Annotated in this window: 25 protein-coding genes and 1 pseudogene; 22 read left to right on the forward strand and 4 right to left on the reverse strand. The window is 36.9% G+C overall.

What is annotated here, in order from left to right:
• Both WBM70_RS01515 and WBM70_RS01520 read left to right on the forward strand, forming a co-directional pair.
• Positions 1-459 (forward strand): annotated as a pseudogene (locus tag WBM70_RS01515) (bifunctional phosphoribosylaminoimidazolecarboxamide formyltransferase/IMP cyclohydrolase); the annotation flags it as partial.
• A gap of 93 nt (positions 460-552) precedes the next feature.
• Positions 553-888: a DsrE family protein gene (locus WBM70_RS01520; RefSeq protein ID WP_424556754.1), complete on the forward strand. Its 336-nt coding sequence runs from the start codon at positions 553-555 to the stop codon at positions 886-888.
• Here the strand turns inward: WBM70_RS01520 and WBM70_RS01525 are convergent.
• Complete coding sequence (locus tag WBM70_RS01525; protein WP_424556755.1) at positions 885-1,667, reverse strand: TrmH family RNA methyltransferase; 783 nt, start codon at positions 1,665-1,667, stop codon at positions 885-887. The genes WBM70_RS01520 and WBM70_RS01525 overlap by 4 nt on opposite strands.
• Before the next feature lie 105 nt (positions 1,668-1,772).
• Here WBM70_RS01525 and WBM70_RS01530 point away from each other — a divergent pair, with 105 nt between their 5' ends.
• The 4 genes from WBM70_RS01530 (at position 1,773) to WBM70_RS01545 (ending at position 5,419) form a co-directional block, all read left to right on the forward strand.
• Positions 1,773-2,168: a rhodanese-like domain-containing protein gene (locus tag WBM70_RS01530; protein ID WP_424556756.1), complete on the forward strand. Its 396-nt coding sequence runs from the start codon at positions 1,773-1,775 to the stop codon at positions 2,166-2,168.
• A gap of 84 nt (positions 2,169-2,252) precedes the next feature.
• Entirely contained in the window at positions 2,253-3,110 is an 858-nt protein-coding gene (locus WBM70_RS01535; protein ID WP_424556757.1) for a DnaJ C-terminal domain-containing protein, read from the forward strand.
• A 29-nt stretch (positions 3,111-3,139) separates the two neighbouring features.
• The gene (locus tag WBM70_RS01540) at positions 3,140-3,511 is read left to right on the forward strand and encodes a heat shock protein transcriptional repressor HspR (RefSeq protein WP_424556758.1); all 372 of its coding nucleotides are present in this window, start codon (positions 3,140-3,142) and stop codon (positions 3,509-3,511) included.
• A gap of 54 nt (positions 3,512-3,565) precedes the next feature.
• Complete coding sequence (locus WBM70_RS01545) at positions 3,566-5,419, forward strand: EAL domain-containing protein (protein ID WP_424556759.1); 1,854 nt, start codon at positions 3,566-3,568, stop codon at positions 5,417-5,419.
• Here WBM70_RS01545 and WBM70_RS01550 read toward each other — a convergent pair.
• Both WBM70_RS01550 and WBM70_RS01555 read right to left on the reverse strand, forming a co-directional pair.
• Entirely contained in the window at positions 5,412-6,398 is a 987-nt protein-coding gene (locus tag WBM70_RS01550) for a lytic murein transglycosylase (RefSeq protein ID WP_424556760.1), read from the reverse strand. The genes WBM70_RS01545 and WBM70_RS01550 overlap by 8 nt on opposite strands.
• 9 nt (positions 6,399-6,407) lie before the next feature.
• Positions 6,408-7,304 (reverse strand): HpcH/HpaI aldolase/citrate lyase family protein, encoded by an 897-nt coding sequence (locus WBM70_RS01555; protein ID WP_424556761.1) that lies wholly within the window; start codon positions 7,302-7,304, stop codon positions 6,408-6,410.
• 100 nt (positions 7,305-7,404) lie between these two features.
• Here WBM70_RS01555 and WBM70_RS01560 point away from each other — a divergent pair, with 100 nt between their 5' ends.
• From WBM70_RS01560 to WBM70_RS01570, 3 genes are read left to right on the forward strand one after another with little or no spacing between them, the layout of a single operon-like run.
• On the forward strand, positions 7,405-8,448 hold the full coding sequence (locus WBM70_RS01560) for a ribonuclease T2 family protein (RefSeq protein ID WP_424556762.1): 1,044 nt from the start codon (positions 7,405-7,407) through the stop codon (positions 8,446-8,448).
• Entirely contained in the window at positions 8,445-9,728 is a 1,284-nt protein-coding gene (locus WBM70_RS01565; protein ID WP_424556763.1) for an ATP-dependent DNA helicase, read from the forward strand. Before WBM70_RS01560 ends, WBM70_RS01565 begins: the two co-directional genes overlap by 4 nt.
• 24 nt (positions 9,729-9,752) lie before the next feature.
• Positions 9,753-10,700 (forward strand): hypothetical protein, encoded by a 948-nt coding sequence (locus tag WBM70_RS01570; protein ID WP_424556764.1) that lies wholly within the window; start codon positions 9,753-9,755, stop codon positions 10,698-10,700.
• Between the two features lie 28 nt (positions 10,701-10,728).
• On the opposite strand, the gene WBM70_RS01575 is transcribed toward WBM70_RS01570, so the two are convergent.
• Positions 10,729-11,406: a diacylglycerol kinase family protein gene (locus tag WBM70_RS01575; RefSeq protein ID WP_424556765.1), complete on the reverse strand. Its 678-nt coding sequence runs from the start codon at positions 11,404-11,406 to the stop codon at positions 10,729-10,731.
• A 35-nt stretch (positions 11,407-11,441) separates the two neighbouring features.
• On the opposite strand from WBM70_RS01575, the gene WBM70_RS01580 reads away from it, so the two are divergent.
• The 13 genes from WBM70_RS01580 to WBM70_RS01640 form a co-directional block, all read left to right on the forward strand.
• Positions 11,442-12,077: a paraquat-inducible protein A gene (locus WBM70_RS01580; protein ID WP_424556766.1), complete on the forward strand. Its 636-nt coding sequence runs from the start codon at positions 11,442-11,444 to the stop codon at positions 12,075-12,077.
• A 6-nt stretch (positions 12,078-12,083) separates the two neighbouring features.
• Positions 12,084-12,683, forward strand: coding sequence for a paraquat-inducible protein A (locus WBM70_RS01585; RefSeq protein WP_424556767.1), 600 nt, complete (start codon positions 12,084-12,086; stop codon positions 12,681-12,683).
• Positions 12,684-14,330 (forward strand): intermembrane transport protein PqiB, encoded by a 1,647-nt coding sequence (locus WBM70_RS01590; protein WP_424556768.1) that lies wholly within the window; start codon positions 12,684-12,686, stop codon positions 14,328-14,330. It abuts the gene before it with no gap.
• Positions 14,330-14,896 carry a PqiC family protein gene (locus WBM70_RS01595; RefSeq protein ID WP_424556769.1) on the forward strand — a complete coding sequence of 189 codons (567 nt, stop codon included), beginning with the start codon at positions 14,330-14,332 and terminating at the stop codon, positions 14,894-14,896. Before WBM70_RS01590 ends, WBM70_RS01595 begins: the two co-directional genes overlap by 1 nt.
• 166 nt (positions 14,897-15,062) lie before the next feature.
• Positions 15,063-15,656, forward strand: coding sequence for a TetR/AcrR family transcriptional regulator (locus WBM70_RS01600; RefSeq protein ID WP_424556770.1), 594 nt, complete (start codon positions 15,063-15,065; stop codon positions 15,654-15,656).
• Positions 15,657-16,895, forward strand: a complete 1,239-nt coding sequence (locus WBM70_RS01605; RefSeq protein WP_424556771.1) for a TolC family protein — start codon at positions 15,657-15,659, stop codon at positions 16,893-16,895.
• Entirely contained in the window at positions 16,892-17,593 is a 702-nt protein-coding gene (locus tag WBM70_RS01610; RefSeq protein WP_424556772.1) for an efflux RND transporter periplasmic adaptor subunit, read from the forward strand. Before WBM70_RS01605 ends, WBM70_RS01610 begins: the two co-directional genes overlap by 4 nt.
• 3 nt (positions 17,594-17,596) lie before the next feature.
• Positions 17,597-20,626, forward strand: a complete 3,030-nt coding sequence (locus WBM70_RS01615) for an efflux RND transporter permease subunit (protein WP_424556773.1) — start codon at positions 17,597-17,599, stop codon at positions 20,624-20,626.
• 111 nt (positions 20,627-20,737) lie between these two features.
• Positions 20,738-23,143: an efflux RND transporter permease subunit gene (locus WBM70_RS01620; RefSeq protein ID WP_424556774.1), complete on the forward strand. Its 2,406-nt coding sequence runs from the start codon at positions 20,738-20,740 to the stop codon at positions 23,141-23,143.
• Positions 23,144-23,157: 14 nt separating this feature from the next.
• Positions 23,158-23,958 (forward strand): outer membrane lipoprotein-sorting protein, encoded by an 801-nt coding sequence (locus WBM70_RS01625; protein ID WP_424556775.1) that lies wholly within the window; start codon positions 23,158-23,160, stop codon positions 23,956-23,958.
• A 1-nt stretch (position 23,959) separates the two neighbouring features.
• Complete coding sequence (locus WBM70_RS01630; protein ID WP_424556776.1) at positions 23,960-25,402, forward strand: DUF1302 family protein; 1,443 nt, start codon at positions 23,960-23,962, stop codon at positions 25,400-25,402.
• A gap of 49 nt (positions 25,403-25,451) precedes the next feature.
• A complete protein-coding gene (locus tag WBM70_RS01635) occupies positions 25,452-26,516 on the forward strand; it encodes a hypothetical protein (protein WP_424556777.1) in 1,065 nt (354 codons plus the stop codon).
• Between the two features lie 5 nt (positions 26,517-26,521).
• Positions 26,522-26,865, forward strand: a 344-nt coding sequence (locus WBM70_RS01640; RefSeq protein ID WP_424556778.1) for a radical SAM protein, incomplete at its 3' end; no start/stop codon positions are given.

Here is a 26,865-nt window from a genome sequence, read left to right on the forward strand (position 1 = left end):
TTTAAACATGTGGATGGTGGTTTTGTCTATCAAAACTCTGACTGCATCTGTGACAATGAAGTACATAATGCACAGAAGAAATCAGAACTTACTGCAACAGCACAAGAAATGAAAGACCTTGAGATCGCTTGGAAAGTGGCAGGTCTTACAAAGTCTAACTGTGTTGTTTATGTAAAAGACTCAGCAATGGTAGCTGTAGGTATGGGTATGACAAGCCGTGTGGATGCTGCTCAATGTGCGCTTAAAAAAGCAAAAGAGATGGATCTTGATGTCACAGGTGCAGCGATGGCATCTGAAGCATTCTTCCCATTCCGTGACAGTATTGATGCAGCAGCAGCAGCAGGTGTAAAAGCGATCATTGAGCCTGGTGGAAGTATCAGAGATGATGAAGTCATTGAAGCTGCCAATGAACATGGTATCTCTCTTTACTTTACGACTGTAAGACACTTCTTGCACTAAAATGTATGTGCAGTAAGTGAATATCACTTACTGTATCTTCTTCTATCTTCATAAAAATACTATAATACATACATTATATTGTTAGGAATGATCATGAATAAATTACTTATTGTATGGAGTACTGCTGAGATAGAAGTGGCTAAAAAAATGGTATTGCTCTACTCAAGTGTGATCCTCCCAAGAGGGTATTGGGATCAAGCGCATTTGATGATATGGGGACCATCTGCAAAACTTTTATCAGAAAATGAAGCGCTTCAAGATATGGTATCAAAGATAAAACAAACAGGTGTTAAGCTATCCTGTTGTGTGGTATGCAGTGACGAGTATGGAGTGAGTGAGAAACTGGCCTCTTTAGACATAGATATGATCCATACAGGAGAAGTACTAACGAATGCATTACAGGAAGATTGGAAAGTGATAACCTTCTAATTTGCTTTGTGTTTAAACTGATACATCATAATAGAAGCAGCCACACCTACATTAAAACTTTTTACCCCTTGCATCATCTCTATCGTGACCACTTCATCACATATAGCCAGGATCTCTTTTGATAATCCTGTGCCTTCGTGACCCATAAGCAGTACCCATTTGTCAACGACTTTCACTGAGGCCAAAGGTGTGGAGTCATCAGTGACTTCTGCTGCATAGATACGGTAGCCATTCTCTTTTAGCGTAAGGAGGGTATCTTCTATATTGTCATATTGATGTGTCTTAAGCATACTTATATGCCCCATAGAGACTCTAAGTGCTCGTCTTGAATAGGGATGTGGTCCATGGATAGGGAGAAGGTATGAGTTGATTCCTATAGCAGCAGCAGAGCGTGCTATAGAGCCTATGTTCTGTGTAGAACTTATCTCATCTAGCATAATGATCTGGTCATCAAGACGATCGAGTGTTGTATGTTGCGGACGTGTGCCATGCATCATCACATTGTGGTGGATCTTATGTCCTACAATCTCTTGCATCAGAGCCTTACTTGCGACAAAAAGTTGAGGGATATTCTTTTTTTTGATAAGATGTTCATAGGTGTCATAATACTCTTGTGTGGCAAGAATGCTTCTGACCGTGATATCTGTTTCAAGTAGTAGGTTCACTACTTTGGGACTATCGGCTACAAAGCTGTTGTCAGCGGTAAAGGCATTATCCCGAAACTGATGGTAAATATTGAGTTCAGGTACGTGGGTGTCAGTAATATCTATAAAATTCATAAAGTATTGTACTCAAAGGGAATGAAATACATGGTTACTTTACTTTATTTTGTTACAATAGAGAAAATATAACACCTATTATTATAATAAATATAAGGAAAAAAGATGAAAAAAATATTTATTGCACTATTGCTTACAGTATCATCTTTGATGGCAGAGTTACATCAAGTATGGGCAACACCACAGTTCGTTGAAAAAAATATGAAGATCATTGATATACGTACACCTGCGGAATGGAGAGAAACAGGTATTGTAAAAGGTTCCTATACGATCATGTTCTTTGATGAAAAAGGAAATTTCAATTTAGAGATCTTTTTGAACCAATTAGACATGGTTGTAAAAAAAGATGAGCCTTTTGCACTCATATGTAGAGTAGGTAGCCGAACGGGTATGGTTTCAGAATTTTTGTCAGAAAGATTAGGCTATAAGGTCACTAACCTCAAAGGGGGCATCATGAAAATGATACATGAAGGTTATAAAACAATACCATATGGACCATAATCTTCTCAAACTTGATTGACATAGACTAAACTATTTTGATATAATTTATCTAAAATTAAAGAAATATATTATTTTAGGAATAACATGTCAAAAAGTTTATATGAAACACTTGGTGTAAGCGAAAATGCTTCTGCCGATGAAATTAAAAAATCTTATAGAAAACTCGCAAGAAAATACCATCCAGATATTAACAAGGAAGATAGTGCTGTAGAGAAGTTTAAAGAGATAAATGCTGCGTATGAAGTACTCTCTGATCCAGAGAAAAAAGCACAATATGATCAATTTGGTGATCAAATGTTCGGTGGACAAAATTTCCATGATTTTGCACAAGGACAGGGTGGAGGTGTAGACCTCGATGAGATACTCAGACAGATGTTTGGTGGAGGCGGTGGCGGCTTCAGTGGTGGCTTTGGTGGTGCACAAGGTGGTTTTGGTGGCTTTGGTGGTCCTGACCTTGACATGCAGGCACGTATCACAGTTCCGTTCATGGTAGCTATCAATGGTGGGAAACATAATGTATCAGCCAATGGTCAAAACTTTGACATTAAGATCCCTGCAGGGATCAAAACGGGTGAAACCATGCGTGTGCGTGGTAAGGGTAAACAGTATCAAGGACACTCTGGTGACCTGCTTATACAAGTAGAAGTTGCAACTTCTACTGAGTATGAAAGAAAAGGCGACAATCTCTACAAAACGTTTAATGTCCCCTTAAAAGAAGCGCTTTTTGGCGGCAAGATCTCTGTTGAAACACCGGAAAAAGAGGTTTCTCTCAAAGTACCTCAAAATACGAAGAATGGCCAAAAGTTCAGACTCAAAGGTAAAGGTGTGGCTGATAGAAAGACAGCGTTAAAAGGTGATTTGTATCTTGTGGCCAATGTGGTTTTACCTGATGTTAATGCATTGGATGATGAACTTAAAGCGATGATAGAAACCAAGCTTTAGAAAGAAGAAATTTTTAAAAAGGAAGAATGATGCATAGTTTTGATGAACCTGTATACCTTATCTCGGTTGTAGCTACAATGTTGGATATACACCCTCAAACACTCAGACAGTACGAACGAGAAGGTCTCGTTGAGCCTTCCCGTACACAGGGGCGTATGCGTCTTTATTCTCAGCGTGATATCGAACGGATGAAGCTCATTCTGCGGTTAACACGGCAGATGGGAGTGAATCTTGCTGGGGTGGATATCGTGCTTCAATTGAAAGAACAGATAGATGACATGCAAGAAGAGATAGATCTATTACGTGAAGAACTCAGTAAAGTAAATCGTAATGGTTCTGTACATTCAAGTAAAGCATTGGTTACAAAAAGTTCATATGATATTATAATTTTTGAGGATTAAGTTCAATGTTCATATTTATTATGTAATTATCAGAAAATATTATATAATAGACACATGAAACATCAAAAATACTATACTTTTCTTCAAAAACAGATCCTTGTGATGGTGGGTCTCTCCCTTGTTCCAGGACTTGTGTATGTTATTGTAGGTTGGCTATTTAACATAGGCATTCCTGCAACAATATGGTATGGTATTCTGTTGGTTACTTCATTTTATGGTTTGACACTCTATCAAGAATTTGCTCGACATAAAATGGATGAAGAGGATTTAAAGATATGGTATAAGAAACTTACATGGTTCATGTATGTTATTTTTTCTTCCTGGTCTTTGATATTTGTGATGTATGTCGGACATCATGAATATGATCTGCACTATATAGCCATCTTTACACAGTTGGGTGCTTCTGTTGTAGCATCGACGCTACTTATCTCAGATAAAAAACTATTTGTTCCTATTTTAGTTACGTTGATGTTGCCATTGACTATCTATTTTGCACTTATTGGTGTATGGTATGGGTATGTTCTGTCTATTTTTTCACTCATATTCCTGGCAGTATTATTGTATGCTGCATTTAATACAAATAGATTACTTCATGATAACTATTCTCAAGCACAACATGATATATTGACGGGGCTCTATAACCGAAGGTATTTTATGGAGTATATGGAATCGTTGAATGAAAGATTGGCAGAGAACCATAAAACTGCATGTATGTTTCTCATCGACTTGGATCATTTTAAAACCATTAATGACTCTTTGGGGCATGATGTGGGTGATAAGTTATTGATAGCGGTTTCCAAACGAATAGAACTTTATGTCAAAGATACACATATGGTGGCACGTTTGGGTGGAGATGAGTTTATTCTTGTAAGCAAAGAGTTAAGTGAAGAAGAGTTTGAAAATGATACTGGATGTACTTTTGCAGAGGGTTTGCTGAACGTCATTCGACAGCTTTATATTATTGATGGGCACCACTTGCATATCAGTGCGAGTATCGGAGTACATCAGATCAATCCTTCATTTTTACATAGTACAAATTTTATTAGAGAAGCAGATATAGCTATGTATGAGGCAAAGGCTCAAGGAAGAGATGGTGTTATCATTTTCAATAAAGAACTTGCAGAAAGAGTTGAAAGACATCTGCTTATAGAACAGAAACTTCATTATGCGCTGAAAGAAAATAAAATATACGTGGTCTATCAGCCACAGTTTGATAAAAATGAACTGGTTGTCGGCTGTGAAACTCTCATCAGATGGTATGATTACGATCTAGGCGTACTAAACCCTGAAGAGTTTATACCCATAGCAGAAAATACAGGATTGATCCTTGAATTGGGTAGCTACGTACTTAAAGAGACATTTGAGAGTGTAGCTAGATGGAATGAAAAAGGGATGAAATTAAAATCTTTTTCGGTGAATGTCAGTATGCGACAATTACTATGCGAGACATTTGTCGATGAAGTAGATAATTTAATAAAGCTCTACTTTCCAAAAAGAGAACATGGACAAAAAATATTTTTTGAAATAACAGAACATGTATTTGCAGAAGATATGCATAAAGTTGTTGGTATTATGAATCGATTAAAAAAACTTGGCATTTCATTTTCTATTGATGACTTCGGTACAGGGTATTCTTCACTCAGTTATTTAAAAGTATTGCCAATAGATGAAGTGAAGATAGACAAGTCGTTTATCGCACGTTTAAGTGACAGCAAAAATGACAAGAAAATGATCACTACCATTATCTCCATAGCAAAGAATTTTGATCTTAATATTGTAGCTGAAGGGGTAGAAACATTTGAACAGCTTTCTTTCTTAAGCAAGATAGATTGCGATGTGTTTCAGGGCTTTTACTTTGAAGAGCCTATGCCTCTCATTTCATTTGAGAAGAAATATATTTTCACTTGACTGCCTCAGAGATGAGATGTATGGCCATCCCATAGCTTGTTGAATTGTTATAGCGTGTGAGTACACGAAAGTTTTTTGCTCCCAACCAGATATCATCATGGGTAAGATTACGGTTTTTAAGTAGGTATGCCTTAGACTCATTAAAAGGCTTTAGAGGCTTAATACCATGCTTTAAGATCGTTTTTAATGGTAATGTTCGTCTGTGACTTGTTTTGAGCTTTGTATAGCGTTTCCCTTTGAATTTTGTCGGTACAGCAACCTGCGCTCCTTTTTTCCAACCGTTCTTATGCATGAATTTAGCGATGATCCCTATACCGTCTTCCAAATCCCATGGATCTTTTTTCCCATCACCGTTGTAATCCATGCCATACTTTAGAAATACAGAGGGGACTTGTTGAACAATACCCATTGCCCCGGCAAAGGAACCTTCCAGTTTTTTGATATCATAACCTTGTTTTCTTGCCATTAAAAAGAGATGTTCAAATTCTGACTTGAAAAACTTTTTCATACGGTTTTTATGAAAGGCAAGGGTAGCCAGCGCGTCCAATACATTGTAGTCCCCAGTATACTCTCCAAATTTACTTTCCACTCCTATAAATCCAACGATATACCCCATGTCAACTTTATATTGTTTACTGGCCTTCAAAAGTGTTTTATAGTATCTTTTTTTGAATTTTCTTGCTTTATCCAGAGTGATGGGATCAAGCACATGTGCTTTGTATCGTTCCCATGGACCGTTGGTGGTTCCTACTTTATATTTTCCTGTATATCGGTTTAGGGTATCACGGTCAAGTTTGGCACTTTTTAATACATCCGTTATATAGGAGCGTTTAAAATGATGTTTTTTGACCATCATATCGATGAAATTTTTGACCTCTTTTTTTGCGAGAAAGTCATAAGCAATTGGAGGACGATCATCATTTGCTGTAAGAAAAAAAGGTAGAAGTATTGAAAGTAGTAATAGTTTGATATGTCTCAATTTGTAATCCTATATATTATTTAGTATCAATAGGCTATCGCGATAAATAGGTTCATCTATGAATCCATATTTTTCATCCATGAATCCGTTGATACCCTGTGCAGAATGTGTTTCAAAAGCTTCTTTAATATGCAGCGCACGCTCAATTTCATATTTATTAATACTAAAAATGCTATTGGCTATCTCAACCTGCTTAGGACCCATGCATGCTTTGGTTTCAAATCCCATCATTTTTTCTTTTTCACACCATGCTTTGAAAGTCTGAGTATCATTATATTCCTGGAACATAAAAGAGATGGGATGGATACCGGCAGTTTTTGCATCGACTAAAAACTTGGAGAGTATGTAGTCTACAGTTGGATTTCCCAGTGAGACTAAAGACTGAGGTAAGCCAAGAGAGGTTAGCAGATCCAAGATACCTATATTTGCTGTGGTAAAACGTTCATCTATACGAAGTGTAGTTAAACTGTCAAACGCCTCTTTTGTCTCCATTGAGATATGTAGCTCTTTATCTGAACCAAGCAGTGTGAGTACCTGGGCTATCTCTGTTTGATCCTTTACCTTGGATACCCGTATGGCATCAAAGGCAAAATCATTTAAAAAAGAGATCTCTTCGGCACCTCCTTCATTTAGAGGGTTGGTACGTACGATGATGAAAGAGTTTGAGTGTTCCATATGTGAAAGGAAAAGCGCAATGTTATGTAGTGCCTCTTTTTTACGAGAGGGTGCAATGGCATCTTCAAGATTTAATGTGATCATATCTGCATCATTCTCATCCATGCGGTTCAAGTGTTTGAGATTGAGTGGGTTGAGCATCATATTTGAACGGTAGTGATGTTTTACAGTAGGTTCTTTTCGTTTATTGCCAAAGTCTGCAGGGAGTCTGTCTAAATTATCAAATATCATATAGACATCATATCAAAATAGTTTTAATAGATACAACCAACTAAATGATTAGAACTTTATTTTACAGTATAATACTCCAAAAATATTTAGGTAGCAACAAATGTACAAAACCTTATTATCGCTTATGTTTTTTTCCTCTTTATTGTTGGCAAGGTATGAAGCATATCCAACTGAAGAGTGTCCTGCATTTAACAACATGAAACACACTAAGAATACACATAATGTGCAGTTGGATCTTAAGAAAAAATATACGATACTACAACACCATAAAGGACAAAATCTCATACTGATAAAAGGTGAACAGCCTGCACAAAGATGGGTGGATGATACGTGCTTTTCTAAAGACAAAGAGTTAAGAGATCCAATGAATGTTAAGCCCGTAGAGAGTAAAGTAGTTAGGATAGAAGATGAACTCACAAAAACCTCTATAAGTACTGATTTAACAGAACATGCTAAAAAATATGAAAAAGAATATACTAAAAAATATGAATATGAAAACATTTCCAAGCAATACCTTTTGACACTCTCTTGGCACAATGCTTTTTGTGAAACTCACAGGTATAAGAAAGAGTGTAAAAGAAGTATGTTCTCCTTTGGTAGACCCAACTATGGTGACAAACATTTTGTACTTCACGGATTATGGCCGCAGCCTAAGAACAGACTCTATTGCGGAGTGGAAAAGCACTATATTTTAATGGACAAACATAAACAGTGGAACAGACTCCCGGATCTTGATCTAAATGCTGAAACAAGAAAGCGTTTGCAAAAGGTCATGCCTGGATATGCATCCAATCTACATAAACATGAGTGGATCAAACATGGTACTTGTTATGGTACAGATGCTAACAGATATTATGAAGATTCTATACGTATGGTGGAACAGATAAATGCTTCTAAAGTAGGTGATTTTTTCAAGAAGCAGATAGGTAAACGTGTGACACTGTATCAAGTCCGTGCGGCTTTTGATAGAAATTTCGGTGTGGGTACTGGAAAACGTGTAGAGCTGAAATGTAATAAAGGGCTTATTTCTGAACTTTGGCTGCATTTAGGATCAGGGAGTGATAACCTAGGGGATCTTTTAAAAAGAGGAAAACAGACACGAAGCCATTGCCAAGGTGGATTTGTAGACAAGGCTGGATTTTGAGTGATAAAGTAGATGTACTAGAAGCACTGAAACATTCCAATGTTTTCCTGACAGGCGGGGCAGGTGTAGGTAAAAGTTATATTACCAATGAGGTGATCTCTGACTACCGTAAAAGAGGGAAGCAGGTAGTTTCTCTGGGATCAACAGGTGTGAGTGCCGTGAATATAGGCGGGTTCACGGTACATAGCTTTTTCGTCTTTGGCATCGCGAATAATTTTGATGAGTTGGCCGCGGGAGACAAACGCGCTAAAAAAAGGCTTACAGACTTAAAAAAGGTACTTAAGGCTACAGACCTGATCATCATCGATGAGATCTCTATGGTCAGTGCAGACCTCATGGATATGATAGCCTACAGACTGAATAATTACGGATACTTGGGTAAAGTACTGTTTGTTGGAGATTTCTTTCAATTACCACCAGTGCAAAAGCAACAAGGAAGAAACGACATCTTTGGTAAAAAACTCTATGCTTTTGAGAGTATGGCTTGGGAACGATTTGAACTAACTGTTATAGAACTTACAGAGATGAAACGTACTACAGACGCAGAGTTCACACATATACTTTCTAAAGTGCGAAAAGGCCAATGTGATGAGGAAGTGGTCAATTATATGAGTAGGCTTTGGAACACAGAAACTATGGAAAAAGACCCTACATACCTGTATGGACGTAACCTTGAAGTTGAGCAGACCAACAGGGCAAAGATCAATGAACTTGAAACAGAAGAGACTATTTTGTTCGCGAACATAGAGATGTTTGGATCTGTACATGAGAAAAAACTGGCTGGCTGGAAAAATATGCTGCCTATCTCAGAACAGCTTACGCTTAAAGAGGGTGTGCCTATCCTTTTTACAGTGAACAAATGGGGTAAGTTCGTTAATGGCGAGAGAGGTATACTAAGAAAGATAGAAGAAGACCATCTTATCGTAGAAAAGGAAGAAGAGTTTGTTCGTGTTGAGCGACATGAGTTTGATCTGTTGGATATGGCCGTTAAAGAAGATGGTACAGTAGAGACCATGTCTTTGGCTACGCTCTCACAGTTCCCTCTAAAGTTGGCCTATGCGGTGACCATACATAAATCACAGGGTATGAGTATAGATAATCTTGTATGTAATGTAGACAACATTTTTGCACCCAGCCAATTCTATGTCGCTATTTCACGTGCTATAGATCCCAAACATCTTAAAATTGATTTCAACAGAGGTGACCTGACACAGTATCTGCATGGGGTCATTAATGTCGATCAAAGGGTAATTGATTATTATTCAAGTATAGATACTTGATCTCTTAAAAGAAAAAGGAAATGAATGCAAATTATTCTTATATTATTTGGTGCGGTTCTGGGATTGATCTACGGGAAATTTACAGACGGTTTTATCTTTAACTCTAATATTTGTCTCTTTGCAGGATTGACCTTGATCATGCCAACACTTTTTAATGTAAAACTGCAGGATATAAAACTTGTTTTTCAATATAAAACAGTTATTCTAAAAAGTTTACTAACAAATTTTCTTCTTTTGCCTCTTATGGCTTTGATCATCGGACTTCTTACACAGAATTACGGTGTAGCGGCAGGACTCTTTTTGCTTGGAGTCCTCAGCGGAGGGGGTATGGTCATGAATTGGATCAAAAAATCAGGCGCTGATACCTCTATAGGGTTTATTCTTCTCTTTATTAACCTGATCTTCGTTTCGCTCTCTTTGTTGATGCTGCATCTTTTTGGTACCTATACGGCAGCGTACTTTGATGAATCCTATTATTCAGACGAGAGAAACCTGGAGAATTTTGCCCGCGCGGTGATCACATTGTTGATCATTATTCCTTTTGTTGCGAGTAGAGTAGTCATCTATATAGAACCACTGAAAAACTTTATCAATGAAAAACGCAAATACATAAGTAATATCAGTCTTTTCATCATCCTCTTTTATCTGTTCGGACTTCAAAAATCACAAATGATATTTGAACTGTATGACTTTGAACCTGAGCTTATTCCTATATCTATTATCGCTGTAATAGCATTTTATTTTTCCAGTTATATTGTCGCAAAATTCATCTATGATCTTGAGTCAGCTCAGGAGAGAGCAGCATTTTGGTATAGTGTTACAAGATACATCACGCTGGCATTGGTTCTCTCTACATTCAGTATAAACACTTTTGGTATTTCTGTTATTTTACCTATTATGTTCGCATATATCGTTCAGATACCTTTTGCGATGTTGATAGATAAGAAAGTAATGGGAAAGGAATCAAAATAGATAAAAGAAGAAATAAGATCTCTCTAGTTTACTGGATTATTTGAATATATCCAGCCGGCTTAATATGCAAAAGGTTATCCTCTATGGTAACGATATCCCCATCTAGTTCTATATGGTTATAGGTATTCTCCAGTGTAATCGTCATCTCTTTTACTTCTCCGTAAAAACTACCGAATTTTTTAATGAAACTGAGAGGTGTGAAGATAAAAAAACGATTGCTACTTAGAAGCATAAATGGTGTCATGATCAGGTGAGCAGGGAGTAAGAAAAGTATGGAGAGAATGTATTTACTCATGTTATTTTTGAGTAAACCAAAACGCAATGATTCAGCAAGAAAAATATGTTGTAGGTCACCCATATTACCTGCTGAAAAAAGAAAAACTTCATTGTTCAGGGAATAGTAGCTGTGCTTTTGGGTTTGGAGTGTTTCCTTATTTGCTAATCTATTGAGTACTGCTTCAATTTTTGGCACTTTGTGAAGCTTGGCAACGACATTAAAAGAACCGATAGGATTGAGTATGAATTTAAATGAATGTGGTATACTCTTTAAAGTTTTTACTACACGTCTTATACTGCCGTCTCCACCGGAAATAATGATGTAATCATAGCCTTCAATTTTTGGGTGTTTTGCAAGTGCAGATAGTTTAATAGAAGTAATATGCAGTGTTTTGTGCTGCAAGGTTTTACCAATAGAAAGGATACGCATGAGGGTCCTTATATTTATTAGCTATAATTATATCCATGAAACTTGAAAATGAAGATGCCCTTGATAACCTTATTATCTGCCAACAGTGTTTTACACTCCATGAGGAAGTACCCATTAAAGATGGAAGCAAAGCATGTTGTACAGAATGTGGAGGCATACTTTATCGTTATGACAGTAAATTGGCAAATCATGGACTCGCACTAAGTATCACAGGGTTTATCTTTTTTATTCTAGCAAATACATTTCCTTTGATAAAGATGGATATACTGGGAAGTGAACAGTTTATTACACTCCCAAAAACAGTTTTTTCCCTGTTTGAAAATGAATTTTACCTTGTAGGATTTCTTTGTCTTTTCCTTATTCTGGTTTTTCCTTTGATGATATTTATCATAAATATTTTTCTTTTTACACTTTTAAAGTTGAAACGTGGTCCAGAAACAACAAAAGAGCTCTTGATCTTACTCTCCCATATTTCACCTTGGAGTATGGCAGATATCTTTTTTATCAGTATCCTTGTAGCATTGGTAAAACTTGTAGCATTTGGACAGATACATATAGGTATTGCTTTTTGGGCATTGATGGTTTTTGTTCTGATAGATGTGTATATTACTAAGCGTATTAGTCTTTCTGAACTATGGATGCTAAGAAAAAGAATCTTTATTGAAAAATGAGAATAGATGATAGAAGTAGATGAAGATAAACTGATACGATGTCCTATATGTAGTGCAGTTAATATAGACAAGGGTAAAAAAAACACTTGTCGCCGTTGTGGGTCCTCTATCTATCATCATAGAAATTTCAGCACAGAAAAATCCTGGGCGTACTTAATTACTGCGATGATCGCATATATACCTGCAAATCTTTACCCTATGTTGGTGACAAGTGCTTTTGGAAGCAAAGATGAAAGCACAATCCTTGGGGGTGTTGTTCTGTTATGGGAACTTGAATCATACCCCGTAGCAGTTATTATCTTCTTTGCATCCATCATGATACCGGTAATGAAATTCCTTGTCTTGATTTATTTGTTAATTAGTGTAAAATACCCTATTGGAAAAGATAGGAAAGTAAATAAACATAAATTATATTATATGACTGAAGTGATCGGTCCATGGTCTATGATAGATGTTTTTGTTGTTGCCATACTGGCAGCGCTCATACATCTGACTAGTGTGGAGATCTTGGCAGGTACTGCAGCTACAGCTTTTGCCATCTCAGTATTTTTTACGTTATTGGCAGCACATGCCTTTGATGAAACATTGATTAAGGAAAATAGATAAATGTCAAAACAGATACCAGAGATCACAGAGTCATCGAAGTTTAATCTTATTACTTCTATTTGGATCGTACCTATTATTGCGCTTATTATTGCGGGATGGTTAGCGTATCAGCATTTTTCAGAACGTGGACCTGAGATTAAAATCATTTTTCCTCAAAATGAAGGCTTGGTTGCGGGTCAGAGTGTGGTTAAGTATAAAAATGTGCCAGTAGGAAAAGTAACAGATATTTATGTTGAAGAGGACACAGATGGTGTTATTGTTGTTGTACGTATGAACACCAAAGAATCTAAATCTTATCTTTCTGAGTATGCTAAATTTTGGATCGTAAAACCTGAAGTTGGCTTATCGGGTGTCAGCGGATTGGATACCTTGCTTTCTGGGACATACATCAATGTATATTCACAACCAGGTGGAAAACATTTGACAAACAAATTCATAGGTCTGTCACATGCCTACAGAGATGACCTTCAAGGAGAATACTTTCATTTAATTTCACCAAATGGAGAGGGTGTAGCAGTAGGTACACCTGTCTATTTTAAAAATATTAAAGTAGGACAGGTTGAATATCTCTATATTGGATTAAATGATAAAAATATAGAGGTTATTGTATATATTGATAAAAAATATACACCATATATTAATGACGATTCTAAGTTTTGGATGAAAAGTACTCTGAATGTTGACTTTACTAGAGGTAACCTGGATATCAGTATCGCACCGATGAACCATTTGATACAAGGGGGAATTGAATTTTCTTCTTCAGGAAAGAATGATGAAAACTTTATCGCAAATGACCACGTCTTTAAACTTTTTAAAAATCAAACTGAGGCTGACAGACAGGTCATCGGTTCTCAAGTACAGTTTGTTAAAAAATTTATGTTAATTACTGAAGATGATTCCATCGCCAAATTAAATGTAAATGCCCCTGTACGTTTTGATGGATTTAATATAGGTGAAATTGAAAGTATTGATATTTCATATAATAAAAAAACACATAACATGATAGGTAAGATCTTACTTTGGATAGATACTTCTGTATTTGAAGATACTGAGGAGAGTAATTCTACTGGTTTAGATAACTTTTATCAGGCAGTAGAAAATGGTTTACGTGCCAAAATAGCATCATTGGACCCTATCACGGGTATGTTGTATGTAGACATGACATTTAAGCATCAAGATGGAAATGGAACTGTTGCACATGTTGGACAGTATGATCAACTGCCTATGGCAAGCCAAAATTCTGGCAGTATAATGGATAGCGTAAGTCAGATACTTAATAAACTTAACGATCTTCCTTTAGAAAAACTTCTAGCATCTGTAACTAAAGTGGTGGAAGAGAGTAGTGAACCTGTGAAAAATGCAAATGCGTTATTGGTTGATCTGCAAACAACTGTGAAAAACATCAACAAATTAACAAGTAAAAAATCATTTGAAGTACTGCCTGATGAATTAAGTAAAGCAATTAAAGAGATGACCCGCACATTGAAAAATACCCAAAAGGCCGTCAAAGGCTATGACAATGATTCGCTTTTCAAACAACAATTGGCACAAACACTTGAAATACTTACAAAAACATCTAAAGAGATGCAAGTATTCTTGCGTATGCTAAACCGAAAACCAAATTCACTTATCTTTGGAGACAACTAATGTTAAAAATAAAAACACTATTTATGTTCATGCTGCTACTGGGTTTTAGCGGCTGCGTAACATCCACTAATTATTATGTGCTTTCCATTGCTCCTCAGCCCAATACACACTATGTAAATAAAAATAGAAGTATAGGTGTAAAAAAAGTCACGATTCCTGATTATCTTTATAAAAGAGAAATTGCTGTTGCCAAAACATCTAGTCAGATCACTCTACTACGTGGTGCAGTATGGGGAGAAGATCTAGATGCAGGATTGACGCAAAGAGTTATAAGCTTTTTGCAGAAAAAGTTTCAGCAACCCAGTGTATATGCCTATCCTTGGGATCTGGACAGAGAGCCAAGCGTAAAAGTAAGTATGGATATTACACGTTTTATAGCACAGGGTGACAAAGTTTATCTTGATGCCAATTGGGAAGCAGTACATGTCCGTACACATAAACGTAAAGCAAAACTTTTTAGTACGGTTGTCACTACAGGCAGTGACGCTGCTAGTATTGTCGAAGCAATGAATAGGGCGTTTGGACAGTTGGAAGAAGATTTGGCAAAAGGGATAAAAGGACTTTAATATCTTTTGTCCGCTATGACATCATAGCTACTCGATAATCCCTACTATAGCATTTTAAACATTTTACTTATCCTCATTTTCTTCCAGGCGTTATTCATCTTTCTTTAAAGAAAATCGTACTATAGTTTCTTAATTGACCGACGGTCAGTCATAATAAAGGAATCCTATGGCAATTATTGTAAATAAAGAAGAAAAGCGTAGGAATATTGCGCTTGCCTGCAGAGAATTACTCTTGGAACACGGAATAAATTCACTGACGATTTCTCAGATAGCAAAAACAGCAGGTGTGGGAAAAGGAACGATCTATGAGTATTTTGAAAATAAGGAAGATATTGTTTTTGAGATCATCACAACGTTTATTGCAGAGCATGAAAAAAAATTACTTGATTTGGTGGAAGCACAGATTACGACGAAAGAAAAACTGTTTCATTTCTTTTTTCTTCTTTTTGAAGATGAAATGGCAAGAAAACAGCTTAAAGTGTATAAGGAATTTCTCGCGATATCATTGACAAATGAACCAGAGGAGATGCTTACTTTCAGTGAACAGTGTAGGGAAAAATTTCACATGATCTTAAAGCAGATTTTGGAAGCAGGAAGAGTGACGGGTGAGATACCAGACGATAAACGCATATCAGAAAGTTCTTTAATGCTTTTTGCTACAGGACTTGTGGTAGATTCACGTATGGGTAACTGCGATGTTGGATATGAGATCAATATACTTTTGAACATGTTGTTACCATCAAATGAGAAGGAGGTATAGATGAGAATTTTACTAGGATTATTTTTACCTTTGACTATTTTTGCTCAAAGTTACAGTTTGACAACATTGGTGGACAATGCCAACAAAGAGAATAAATTAATTAAAGCAAAAGAGATAAGCATAAAAGCAAAACAAGAAGAAGTAAAGGCGGCTAAAAGTGCATACTGGCCAACCGTCGATATTGGAGCAAATCAGAGCTATATCTCTCCAAGCACTGTGGTAAACCCTGGAGAAATATCTGCTGCGTATGCAATGGTCAATGTAGAGATCTACGATGGCGGTAGAAAAAGTGCATTACTCAGTGCCAAACGTTACGAAGAAGAAGCAGCTTCATTTGAAAAAAGTGCTTTTGAAAAGAGTATTACGCTTGAGATAGTACGTAACTATTATGGGTTACAGAAACACAGAGCAAATATTGGGGCCTTAGAAGAGCGCTCTACTGAATTGAAAGAACAGATAAAACGTGTCAAAAGATTTAAAGTTGCAGGCCTTGCTACACAAGAAGAGGTGGATAAACTTCAGGCAGAGTATGACAGCAATAACTACGCAATGGCCAATGCCAAGCTGGAACTTTTAAGAAGTGAAAAGAACCTACAGCTTCTTAGTGGATTGCCGGTAAAGAGGTTAAAGAAGAGTTATTTTCAGGAGCCTAAAAATGTTGAATTTGAAATTTTTGAGAACATTAAAATGCTGCAAGCCAATGCCAATGCTATCGGTGAAAATGCCAATGCTATCAATGCAGGGTATAAACCTCAGGTAAATTTATCGGATACATACAATAAATACCATTATGATGATACGGTTTCACTTCCTGGTTTTGATCTGTTAGAAGATGAACAAAACAGTTTGACGATCTCAGTCAATATGCGTCTTTTTGATAACGGAAGAATGTCTAAAGAGAGTGAATCTGTGAAATATCAGAAGCTGGCATTGCTCTCAGAGATCGAATATGCTGAGAATGAACAGGAGATGAATTTTCATTTGTCACAAAAAAACCTGGAGACTATTCGTACGAGACTTAAAAGTGCAAAGAGTGCGTTACGCGCTGCAAAAAGTACTTATGATGCACTTAAAGAGAAATTTGAAGTAGGTTTGATTGACAATATTGCCTTTTTGGATGCACTTACACAAAAAACACTGGCACAATCAAGATATAAAGAGACACTCTATGATTATGAGATCGGTAAATCGATTTATTATTACTATGCGGGGAAAGACCCAAAGGAGTTTATACGATGAAAAAGTTTTTAATGTTATGCGCACTGTTAGTAGTATCTTTACATGCAGAGGAGATCTATGCGACATTTGATGTACACGCTGACCAAAGTGCTTCACTGGCATTCAGTAGCAGTGGAATTGTTAGAACTATGAACGTGGATATTGGTTCAAAAGTAAAAAAAGATGCGCTTTTGGCAGAGTTGCTCAACGATGATATTAAAGCGATGGTTGAAGTGACAACAATTGCTTTGAAATATGCAAAGAGTGATTACGAAAGACAAGAAAAGGTCAAGCAGCATATTAATGAATCACTCTTTGACAGTTTTGCCTATAAATATGATAATGCCAAAGTACAGCTTCAATATCAGAAGACACTTTTAGACAAAACCTATTTACGTGCACCTTTTGATGGGATTATTACAGCAAAAAAAGTAGAGATCGGTGATGTGGTCAGTGGTCAGATGATCACAGAAGTATTTGACATTCAAAGTCAAAACGAGAGAAAGCTTATTTTGAAATTTGATCAAAAATATCATAAAAAAGTAAAGGTTGGTGATAGCTTCAAGTACAAAGTTGATGGAGATGACACCACATATTCTGGAACTCTATATAAGATATATCCAACGATTGATTCAAAATCGCGAAAGATGTCAGCAGAAGTGAAAGCAGAGCACTTCCCTGTTGGACTCTTTGGTGATGGATATATCACAACAAAGTAGGAAATGATGTATAAATTTGCCATAAACAGACCTATAACAACATTGATGGGAGTATTGTCATTCATTGTATTTGGATTAATGTCTTACACTACAATGCCTGTGAATCTTTTTCCCAATGTAGACTTTCCTGTTGTAACCATTCAAACTAATTATAATGGTGCTGATGCAAGTACTGTTGAGACTAAAGTAACGGATAAACTTGAAGAAGCGATCAGTGGAATCGATGGGATAGATAAACTGATGTCAACTTCTTATGAAGGATTTTCTTCAGTGGTCGTACAGTTTGAACTTTTTAAAAATATTGATGAAGCGACCAATGATGTACGTGATAAAATAGGCTCTGTTTTACTGCCTAATGAAGTGGAGAAGCCGATCGTAAAAAAATTGGGTGCAAGTGGAGCAGTGATCAACCTTTTTATTGCTACGAAAACGGGGGATACTACAGCACTGATGAGAATGTCTGATGAAAAGATCAAGCCAATACTCCAACGGATCCAAGGTGTTGGTGAAGTGAATATTATCGGGTATCAAGACAGAGAAGTTCGTATCTTTGTAGATCCGTTTAAACTTAATAAATATAATCTAACAGCACTAGATGTTCAAAATATAGTTGCGGCGCAAAATATCAATCAAGGTGCCGGTAAGCTTATAAGTGAGCAAAAAGAGACGATCATTAAAGTGAAAGCAGATGCTATCAGTATTGAGGATCTTCAAGCATTGGTACTTAAGCCAGGGATTAAGCTAAAAGATGTTGCAAGAGTGGAAGATGGCTTGAGTGACAGTAGCAGTTACTCTACTTATAATGGCAATCAGGGTGTGATGCTGGAAGTAAAAAAGATCTCTGGTGAAAATGTGCTTAATATCATCAAAGGTGTGAAAGAAGTGATGCCTCGTCTTGAAACAATTGCGGGGGAGAACTACACGCTGCAACTGCTTCAAGATCAAAGTGATAAGATCATGGTGAATATCAACAATGTAACATTTGACCTTATCTACGGGTCTATCTTGGCGATCATCATTGTCTTTTTCTTCCTTAGAAATGTGACAGCTACACTTGTATCGGCACTGGCAATCCCTACCTCCATTATTGGAACATTTGCCATTATTGACTGGATGGGATATGACTTAAACAAACTTACACTTATAGGACTAACACTTGCAATTGGTATCTTTATTGATGATGCGATCGTTGTCATTGAAAATATCACCAAAAAGATGGAAGAGGGAATGGAACCTTTTAAAGCATCGTTTGAAGGGATCAAAGAAGTATCATTTTCTATTTTGGCGATCTCATCAGTCTTACTTGCTGTTTTTGTACCGGTGGCATTTATGGATGGTATCGTAGGTATGTTCTTTAACTCTTTTGCCATGACAGTAGCTGCGGGTATTGTACTTTCCTATCTGGTTGCAGTGATGTTCATCCCTACTGTTGGAGCACGGGTTTTAAGTGCAGAACAGAGCAAATTTTTTCATCTGACAGAGCCATTTTTTATAGGACTGGACAAAACATATGTAGCCATACTTAAACCATTGATCCGTTTTAAGTGGATCACAATCATGGTGACGATCGGATTGCTACTGGCCTCAACTAAACTATCCACAGGTATGGATTTTGTTCCAATGGAAGACAACAGTGAATTTCAAGTATTTACCAAAGCACCGGTAGGAACAAGTTTAGAAGAGATGAAGAAAAAAATGAAGCCTATGCTTAAGAAAATGGAAGCTGATGAGAATATAGAATATTCGGTATTGTCCATTGGATACAACAGTGCCAAGGAGATCCATAAAGCTAAGATCTATGCCAAACTCAAGCCGGTAGCAGAGCGTAGTATTTCACAAGAAGACGTAGTGCAGCAGTACACCAATGAATTTAAAACAATCAAAGACATGGTTGTGACAGTTGAAGAGGTTGCACCATTTGATACAGGGGCGAGTAATGCACCTGTGCAGATCGTTGTAACAGGAGCAGATCTTGATGTCCTTAATAAAACTACGCAAAAGTTGATGGATCTGCTGAAAGAGACGCAAGGTGTAGTAGGTATTGATAGGGATTATGAGAGTGGTAAACCTGAGATCAAGGTAGATATCTTAAGAGAAAATGCACAGCGTGCCGGGGTCAGTGCCAATGAGTTAGCGGGTATCCTCTCCAGTGCTTATTCCAGTGATAGAGCTATTTCATATTATGAAGAGAATGGGCGTGAGTTTGATATTACCTTGCGTTTTGAAGATCAATATCGTAACAGTATAGACGATATTAAAAAACTGCAGGTTAAAAACAGTGATGGCGAGTTTGTCTCACTTGAAGGATTGATCAGCTTTGAAGAAGATACAGGTACATCATCTATTAACCGTTTTGACCGTGAAAGAAAAGTAATGGTAACAACAGGTATCTATGAAACCAGTTTGGATGTTGTCATGAAAGTGGTGGATGACAAAATAGGAGAGATACTGCCTGCAGGATATAACTATCGTTATACTGGAGATATTGAGAATATGGCTGATACCAATGCCGCATTTGGTGCAGCTGTTTTACTTGCAGTGATTTTGATCTATCTGATCTTGGCAGCATTGTATGAGTCTCTGATCCAACCGTTTATTATCATGGTGGCAATGCCACTGTCATTTACAGGTGTGATCGTTGCACTTTATTTGACTGGGAATAACTTTAGTCTTTTTGTCATGATCGGGATCATTCTCTTGCTTGGTATGGTAGGTAAAAATGCGATCTTGGTCGTTGACTTTGCTAACCAGGCCATCAAAGAGGGTAAAGAGGTAAATGAAGCTATTCTTGAAGCAGGAGAAAAGAGACTTCGACCGATTCTCATGACCACTTTTGCCATGATAGGAGCCATGCTTCCCTTGGCATTTGGTACAGGAGCAGGGCATGAGAGTAATGCACCAATGGCATTGGCGATCATAGGAGGACTTTTGAGTTCAACTATCTTAACTCTTTTAGTGGTCCCTGCTATTTATCGTATCATGTATCCAATGGATGCATGGCTTAGAAAGTGGTATGAAAAAGGTACGGTTTAAGTGTATATTCTAGCATAGAGGATATTTATTAGTTGAATCATAAAGCAATAATAATAGAATACATATACATTACACAGTCCAAAGTGTACTATGACGATAAAAAGGGATAAAATGCACAATAAACTAGAGAGTCTCATGGGAAAGATGGGAGCATTTATATATGATAACCCTTTGAAGGTCATAGTTGTTGTATTTGCACTTTTGGCTTTTCCTCTTTCTCATGTCCCACAGATCAAAATGGACACTTCTACAGAAGGGTTTATGCATGATGATGATCCTGTACTTTTGGAATACAATGACTTTAGGGCACAATTTGGACGTGATGAACGTGTGATCGTAGCCCTTAAAAGTGATAATATCTTTACCCTTGAGTTTCTCAAAACACTTAAGTCCTTGCATGAAGAGATCGAGTCAAATGTACCCTTTGTGGATGACATAACCTCACTCTATAATGTAAGAAATACCAGAGGGGATGGAGATCAGCTTATCACTGATGATCTGCTGGAACCTTTTCCTGCTACACAAGAAGAAGTGGATGAGATTAAAGGTCGTGCACTTGCGTCACATTTTTACAAAGATCTTTTTATAAGTAAAGATGGAAAGATGACTACTCTGGTCATAGAAACAGATGCCTATTCTCATGAAGGTGAGAAGGAGGTATCTGATGTAGATGCATTTGATGAAGGGTTTGGAGACGAAGCAGAAAATGGAGTAGTAGAAAACCAAGAGAGACCTTTTTTAACAGATAAAGAAAATGCACAATTAGTTGAGGCAGTATTGGACATAGTCCAAAAATATAAACAAGAGGGCATAGAGTTCTATGTGGCAGGTTCTCCTTCTGTGAATCATGCACTCAAATCTCAGATGCAGGCTGATATGCAAAAGTTCATGCGCATTACATTTCTGATCATTCTTGTATTCTTATTTGTCATGTTCAGACGTGCTTCAGCAGTTTTCTATCCGCTTCTTGTGATCATCTTTTCTTTGCTTGCAACTGTGGGTACTATGGCGTGGAGCGGGGTAGCCTTTAAACTCCCTACACAGATAGTACCATCCTTGCTACTTGCAGTGAGTATCGGTGCAACAGTGCATATCCTTTCTATCTTCTTTGATAAATTTAATACGACGGGAGACAAGAGAGAAGCTATTAAATATACTTTAGGACACTCTGGGTTGGCTATTGCTATGACCTCTGTGACAACTGCCATAGGTGTAGGATCATTTTCTGGTTCTAAAGTAGCGCCTATTTCAGACCTGGGAATGTTTGCTTCACTTGGAGTCATGATCTCATTGTTTCTAACGCTTACACTGCTTCCTGCACTTTTAAGTATCACCAAGATGAAACAAAAGGTAAAAACGGAAGCAGGTAAGTTGGATAGCTTTATGAAGAGACTTTCTGTGATTCCTGTCAATCATTATAAAAGTATCATTGCCATGAGTGTTGTATTGGTGATAGTAGCATTGATTGCAGCAACAAAGATAGAACTTTCGCATAATCCGCTTAAATGGTTCCAACCTGATAGTTATGACAGAATCTCTACGGAAACAATAGATCAAAGACTCAATGGTTCAGTGACTATTGAATTGATCATAGATACGCAAAAAGTGAATGGGTGGAATGACCCTGTCAGACTGGAAAAACTTAATACACTCTCTAGAGAGATGGAGCAGTATGTAGATAAATACACACATATAGGAAAAGTGGTTTCTCTTGCAACGATCGTTAAAGAGACCAATAGAGCCTTACATGAGAATAATGAAGAGTATTACACTATACCAGACAATGCTGATCTTGTTTCACAAGAGTTGTTATTGTTTGAAAATTCCGGTTCTGATGACCTTGAAGATGTAGTAGACAGTCAGTTCTCCAAAGCACGAATAAGTATTAAAGTTCCATGGACAGATGCTGTGCGTGCAACAGAAGTCCTTGGATATGTAAAAGAAGCAGCAACAAAAACATTTCCGGATGACAAGGTTATCACTACAGGAATGATCCCTTTGCTTATTAACACTTTTTCTCATGCGGTAAGTTCATCTGTGACCAGTTATTTTATCGCTTTTATCGGTATTGCCTTAATGATGATGCTTATCTTGGGTTCTGTACGTTTGGGACTCTTAAGTATGATACCAAACCTTACACCTATTATCTTGGGATTATTACTGATGTATGCTGCAAATATACCACTGGATATGTTCACCTTACTCATTGGGTCTATTGCCATAGGACTTGCCGTGGATGATACTATCCATTTCCTACACAATTTTAGAAGATACTACCTGGAGAGTGGAGACAGTGCCAAAGCCATAGAACAGACATTCTTTACTACGGGAAAAGCAATGGTGATCACCACAATAGTGTTATCATTAGGTTTTTACGCGTATATGATGGCAAATATGATCTCGGTACAGAATTTTGGACTGCTTACAGGTTCGGTGATCATTTTAGCACTTCTAGCAGACCTATTGCTGGCTCCCGCACTCATGATAGTAGTTGCAAAACGCGGCTGGATAAAATAATCAAAGGAAAACAGATGACTACAAAACAATTATTACTGACACTTACTTTAGGCATATCACTTATAACAACAAATCTCCTTGCTGACGATCCAAAAGCAAGAGCGATTATGGAAAAAGTGGATGCACGAGATGATGGAACAACACTTGAGCAAGATATGCTTATGGTCCTTATTGATAAAAATGGCAATAAAAGAAATAGAGACATTAAATCTTACGGAAAAGATTTTGGAGAGGATGAACATCGTATCATGTTCTTTAAAAGCCCTGCAGATGTAAAAAATACCGCTTTTTTGACCTATGATTATGATGATTCGAGTAAGGATGATGATCAATGGCTTTATTTACCGGCATTGAAAAAAGTGAAACGTATTCCTACTTCAGATAAAAGTTCAAGTTTTATGGGTTCAGATTTTTCTTATTTTGATATGACGGATAGAGATCTGGAAGATTATGACTTTAAACTACTTAAAGAGACAGAAGTAAGAGGTAAAAAAGCATGGATGATAGAAGCTATACCCCGTACTTCTAAAGTAGTCAAAGAATCTGGTTATACGAAAAGTATAGCACTTGTCAGACAGGACAATTATGTAGTCGTTCGTTCTATAGGGTTTATGAAGAGCAATAAGAAAAAATACCTTGATGTTAAAAAGCTCCATAAGCAAGGTGGCGTATGGTTGATCGACGAGATGACTATGACTACAAAAAAAGGTAAAAGTACTCAGCATAAAACTATTTTGAAGTTTACGAATAAAAAACTTAATAAGCCGATAAATGACAATATGTTTACGACACGTAGACTAGAAAAGGGTATGTAAGTTGAAGAGTATAGGTTTATCTCTTTTTACAGCTATTATTCTTTTGAGTATCAATACTCATGCAGATGAGATAGACGATGCAATGGCTGGATTTGAGGATAGCTCTACCAATGTGTCAGAAGAGAAGAGTGTAGAAGATGAATTATTGGAAGGTTTTGATGATACACCGGCTGTAAGTGTTGAAGAAGAGAGTAGCAGTGAAGAACTCTTAGATGGGTTTGAAGATAGTACTGAAGTGAATAAGGAAAGTATAGAAGAGGCTTTGAACTATGTTCCAGGACTTACCGGAAAAATAACACAACAGGCAGTCTATGCACTCTATACAGATAAACCGCATGATAATATCTCTTCATTTAAAAGTTCAATTTTATTGGATTATGAACACAAGTTTGAAAATGGTTTTAAGTTTAAGATCAATGCAAAAGCTTACTATGATGCTATCTATGACATCAAAGGTAGTGACAAGTTTTCACAAGATGAGCTAGATGAACTAAGAAGTGAAGCAGAGCTTTTTGACGCGTATATAGAGGGAAGTATCACAGATAATTTCGATATGAAACTGGGACGTCAGGTTGTCGTATGGGGTCGATCTGACACAATACGTGTAACAGACGTACTGAATCCTTTAGATAACCGGCGTCCCGGCATGGTGGACATAGAAGACCTACGCTTACCTGTGACCATGGCAAAGTTTGATTACTTCATTGGGGATTGGCGTGTTACACCTATAGCCATCCTTGAACAACGTTTTACTAGAAGACCACCTTTTGGTTCAGTTTTTTATCCTTTGCCTATTCCAGTTCCGAATGATAAAGAGTACTCTGATGTAACCTATGCACTTTCTATAGGTGGTGAATTTAGTGGCTGGGATATCAATTTTTATGCTGCACGTATACATGATGATGAAGGGCGTATTGTAGTTGCTCCTCAAGTAAACAGAGAATATGACAAAGTGAACATGTTTGGTACGGCGTTGAATTTCCTAAGCGGATCCTGGCTTTTTAAAACAGAATTTGCATATTTTGATGGACTCAAGTATACAACAACGGGTGATGATGAGTTCACAAGAAGAGACCTTCTTTTAGGTTTTGAATACAAAGGTATTGCAGATACATTGATCTCTTTTGATACAGTATACAGAGATATAGGTGAGTATGATGAAAGACTCTTGAATGAACTCAATCCATTAAATAAACAGAGTTATCAACATGCATTTCGTGTAAGTTCTGATTTTATGAATGCCACACTTACAGCAAACTATCTGCTTACTTTGTTTGGTGAGAAGTTTGATGAAGGCGGCTTTCAAAGGGCTTGGGTAAAGTATGAACTGGCTGAAGGGGTCAATACAAATTTTGGTTTTGTTGATTACATCGGCGGATCTGTAGGGTTTGATGCTGTTAAAGACAACGATATGTTATTTGTAGACATCTCATATAGCTTTTAATTATGCTACAATACTTTAAATAATTTATACTATACATGCAAGGAAGCTTATGTCTTTGACTTTCCATATTAAAACGTTTTTCTTATCTGCTGTTATAGGAAGTATAACAATGCTTAATGCAGAAGTGGAAACCCATCCTTTTGACATAGAATCAGGTGTGGTCATTTATGAGATCAGTGGTGGGGCTCAAATTACTCCAGAGACTAATCTAAGTATAAAAGGTCATGCAAAATTACGTTTTAAAGAATGGGGTGAGGTTAAACTTGAAGAAGAGAGTGGAGTCGTATTGACTACGGGAGCCATAAAACATAAACAATATGTTAAAAGATTTGAAAAACAGACAAAAGAGACAGTTATTACTGCTGATTATGAAAATGAACAACTCTTGGAACGTAAAAAAGTTTCAAGTGATAATAACACCCAAGATGAAACTGATTGTTTGGTAAAAAAAGGTCAAGAAAGTGTTGCCGGAATTCTTTGTGATGTATGGGAAGGTCCAGGGGTAAAGAAGTGTATCTATAAAAATATTGTGCTGAAGTTAGAATCTCATGTTTTAGATGTTTTGTATGCAAGAGTGGCAACCAAAGCAGTTTTTGATATTAATACATCTGATGAAGCGTGTAAAGTACCTGATTATCCTGTACAGGAGTTCGCACTTTTCAAAGATGAGATTAAAACGAAGAATGCCTATAAGGCTGAAAATTTTTGTAAAGTCTTGAAAGATGCCACTTATGATATCAATGAACAAAATGCAAGTTATGGTACGAATAATATAGAAGATGAAGAGAGAAAAAAGTTTATCAACAAGATTACTCAAGATATTTATGAAAGACAAAAAGAACTTTTACCTGAATTGTTACACTCACTGAAGGAAACACGTGCTTGTCTACAGACAGGAGATGATCCTTTTTCAGCGAATCAATGTATAGAGAACTTTAGTCGCATGAAGACAAAACTAGGAACAGAAGAGAAAGACTATATCATACTTTGGGATGATAAAAGAAAAAACACCCTGTTGGATAAAATAGAAGATGATCTGATAGACCTACAGTCTCGTATACCATGTGTGAATCGTGCAAAAAACATTACTGATCTTTCTAGCTGTATGAAATAACACCTATGAAGTTTTACCGTATCTACATAGAGATTACAAATGTATGCGGGCTTTCTTGCAGTTTCTGTCCTACCAAAGCATTACCTTCCCAAGAGATGGATTTAGATTTTTTCGAATCTATCGTTAAGCAAGCAAAAGAGTATACCAATGAAATAGCCTGTCATGTGGTAGGTGACCCTCTTACACTATTTAGTCTTCATGAGTATTTGGACATCCTGCATAAACACGGGCTTAAAGCGATGTTGACAACCAGCGGGTATTTTTTAAAAAAGCACTCTTATGATACACTTTTCCATCCTTGTGTCAAACAGATAAATATCTCACTCAATAGCTTTAATAAAAATGATAC

The organism is Sulfurovum sp., from assembly GCF_049668085.1.
GTDB lineage: Bacteria > Campylobacterota > Campylobacteria > Campylobacterales > Sulfurovaceae > Sulfurovum.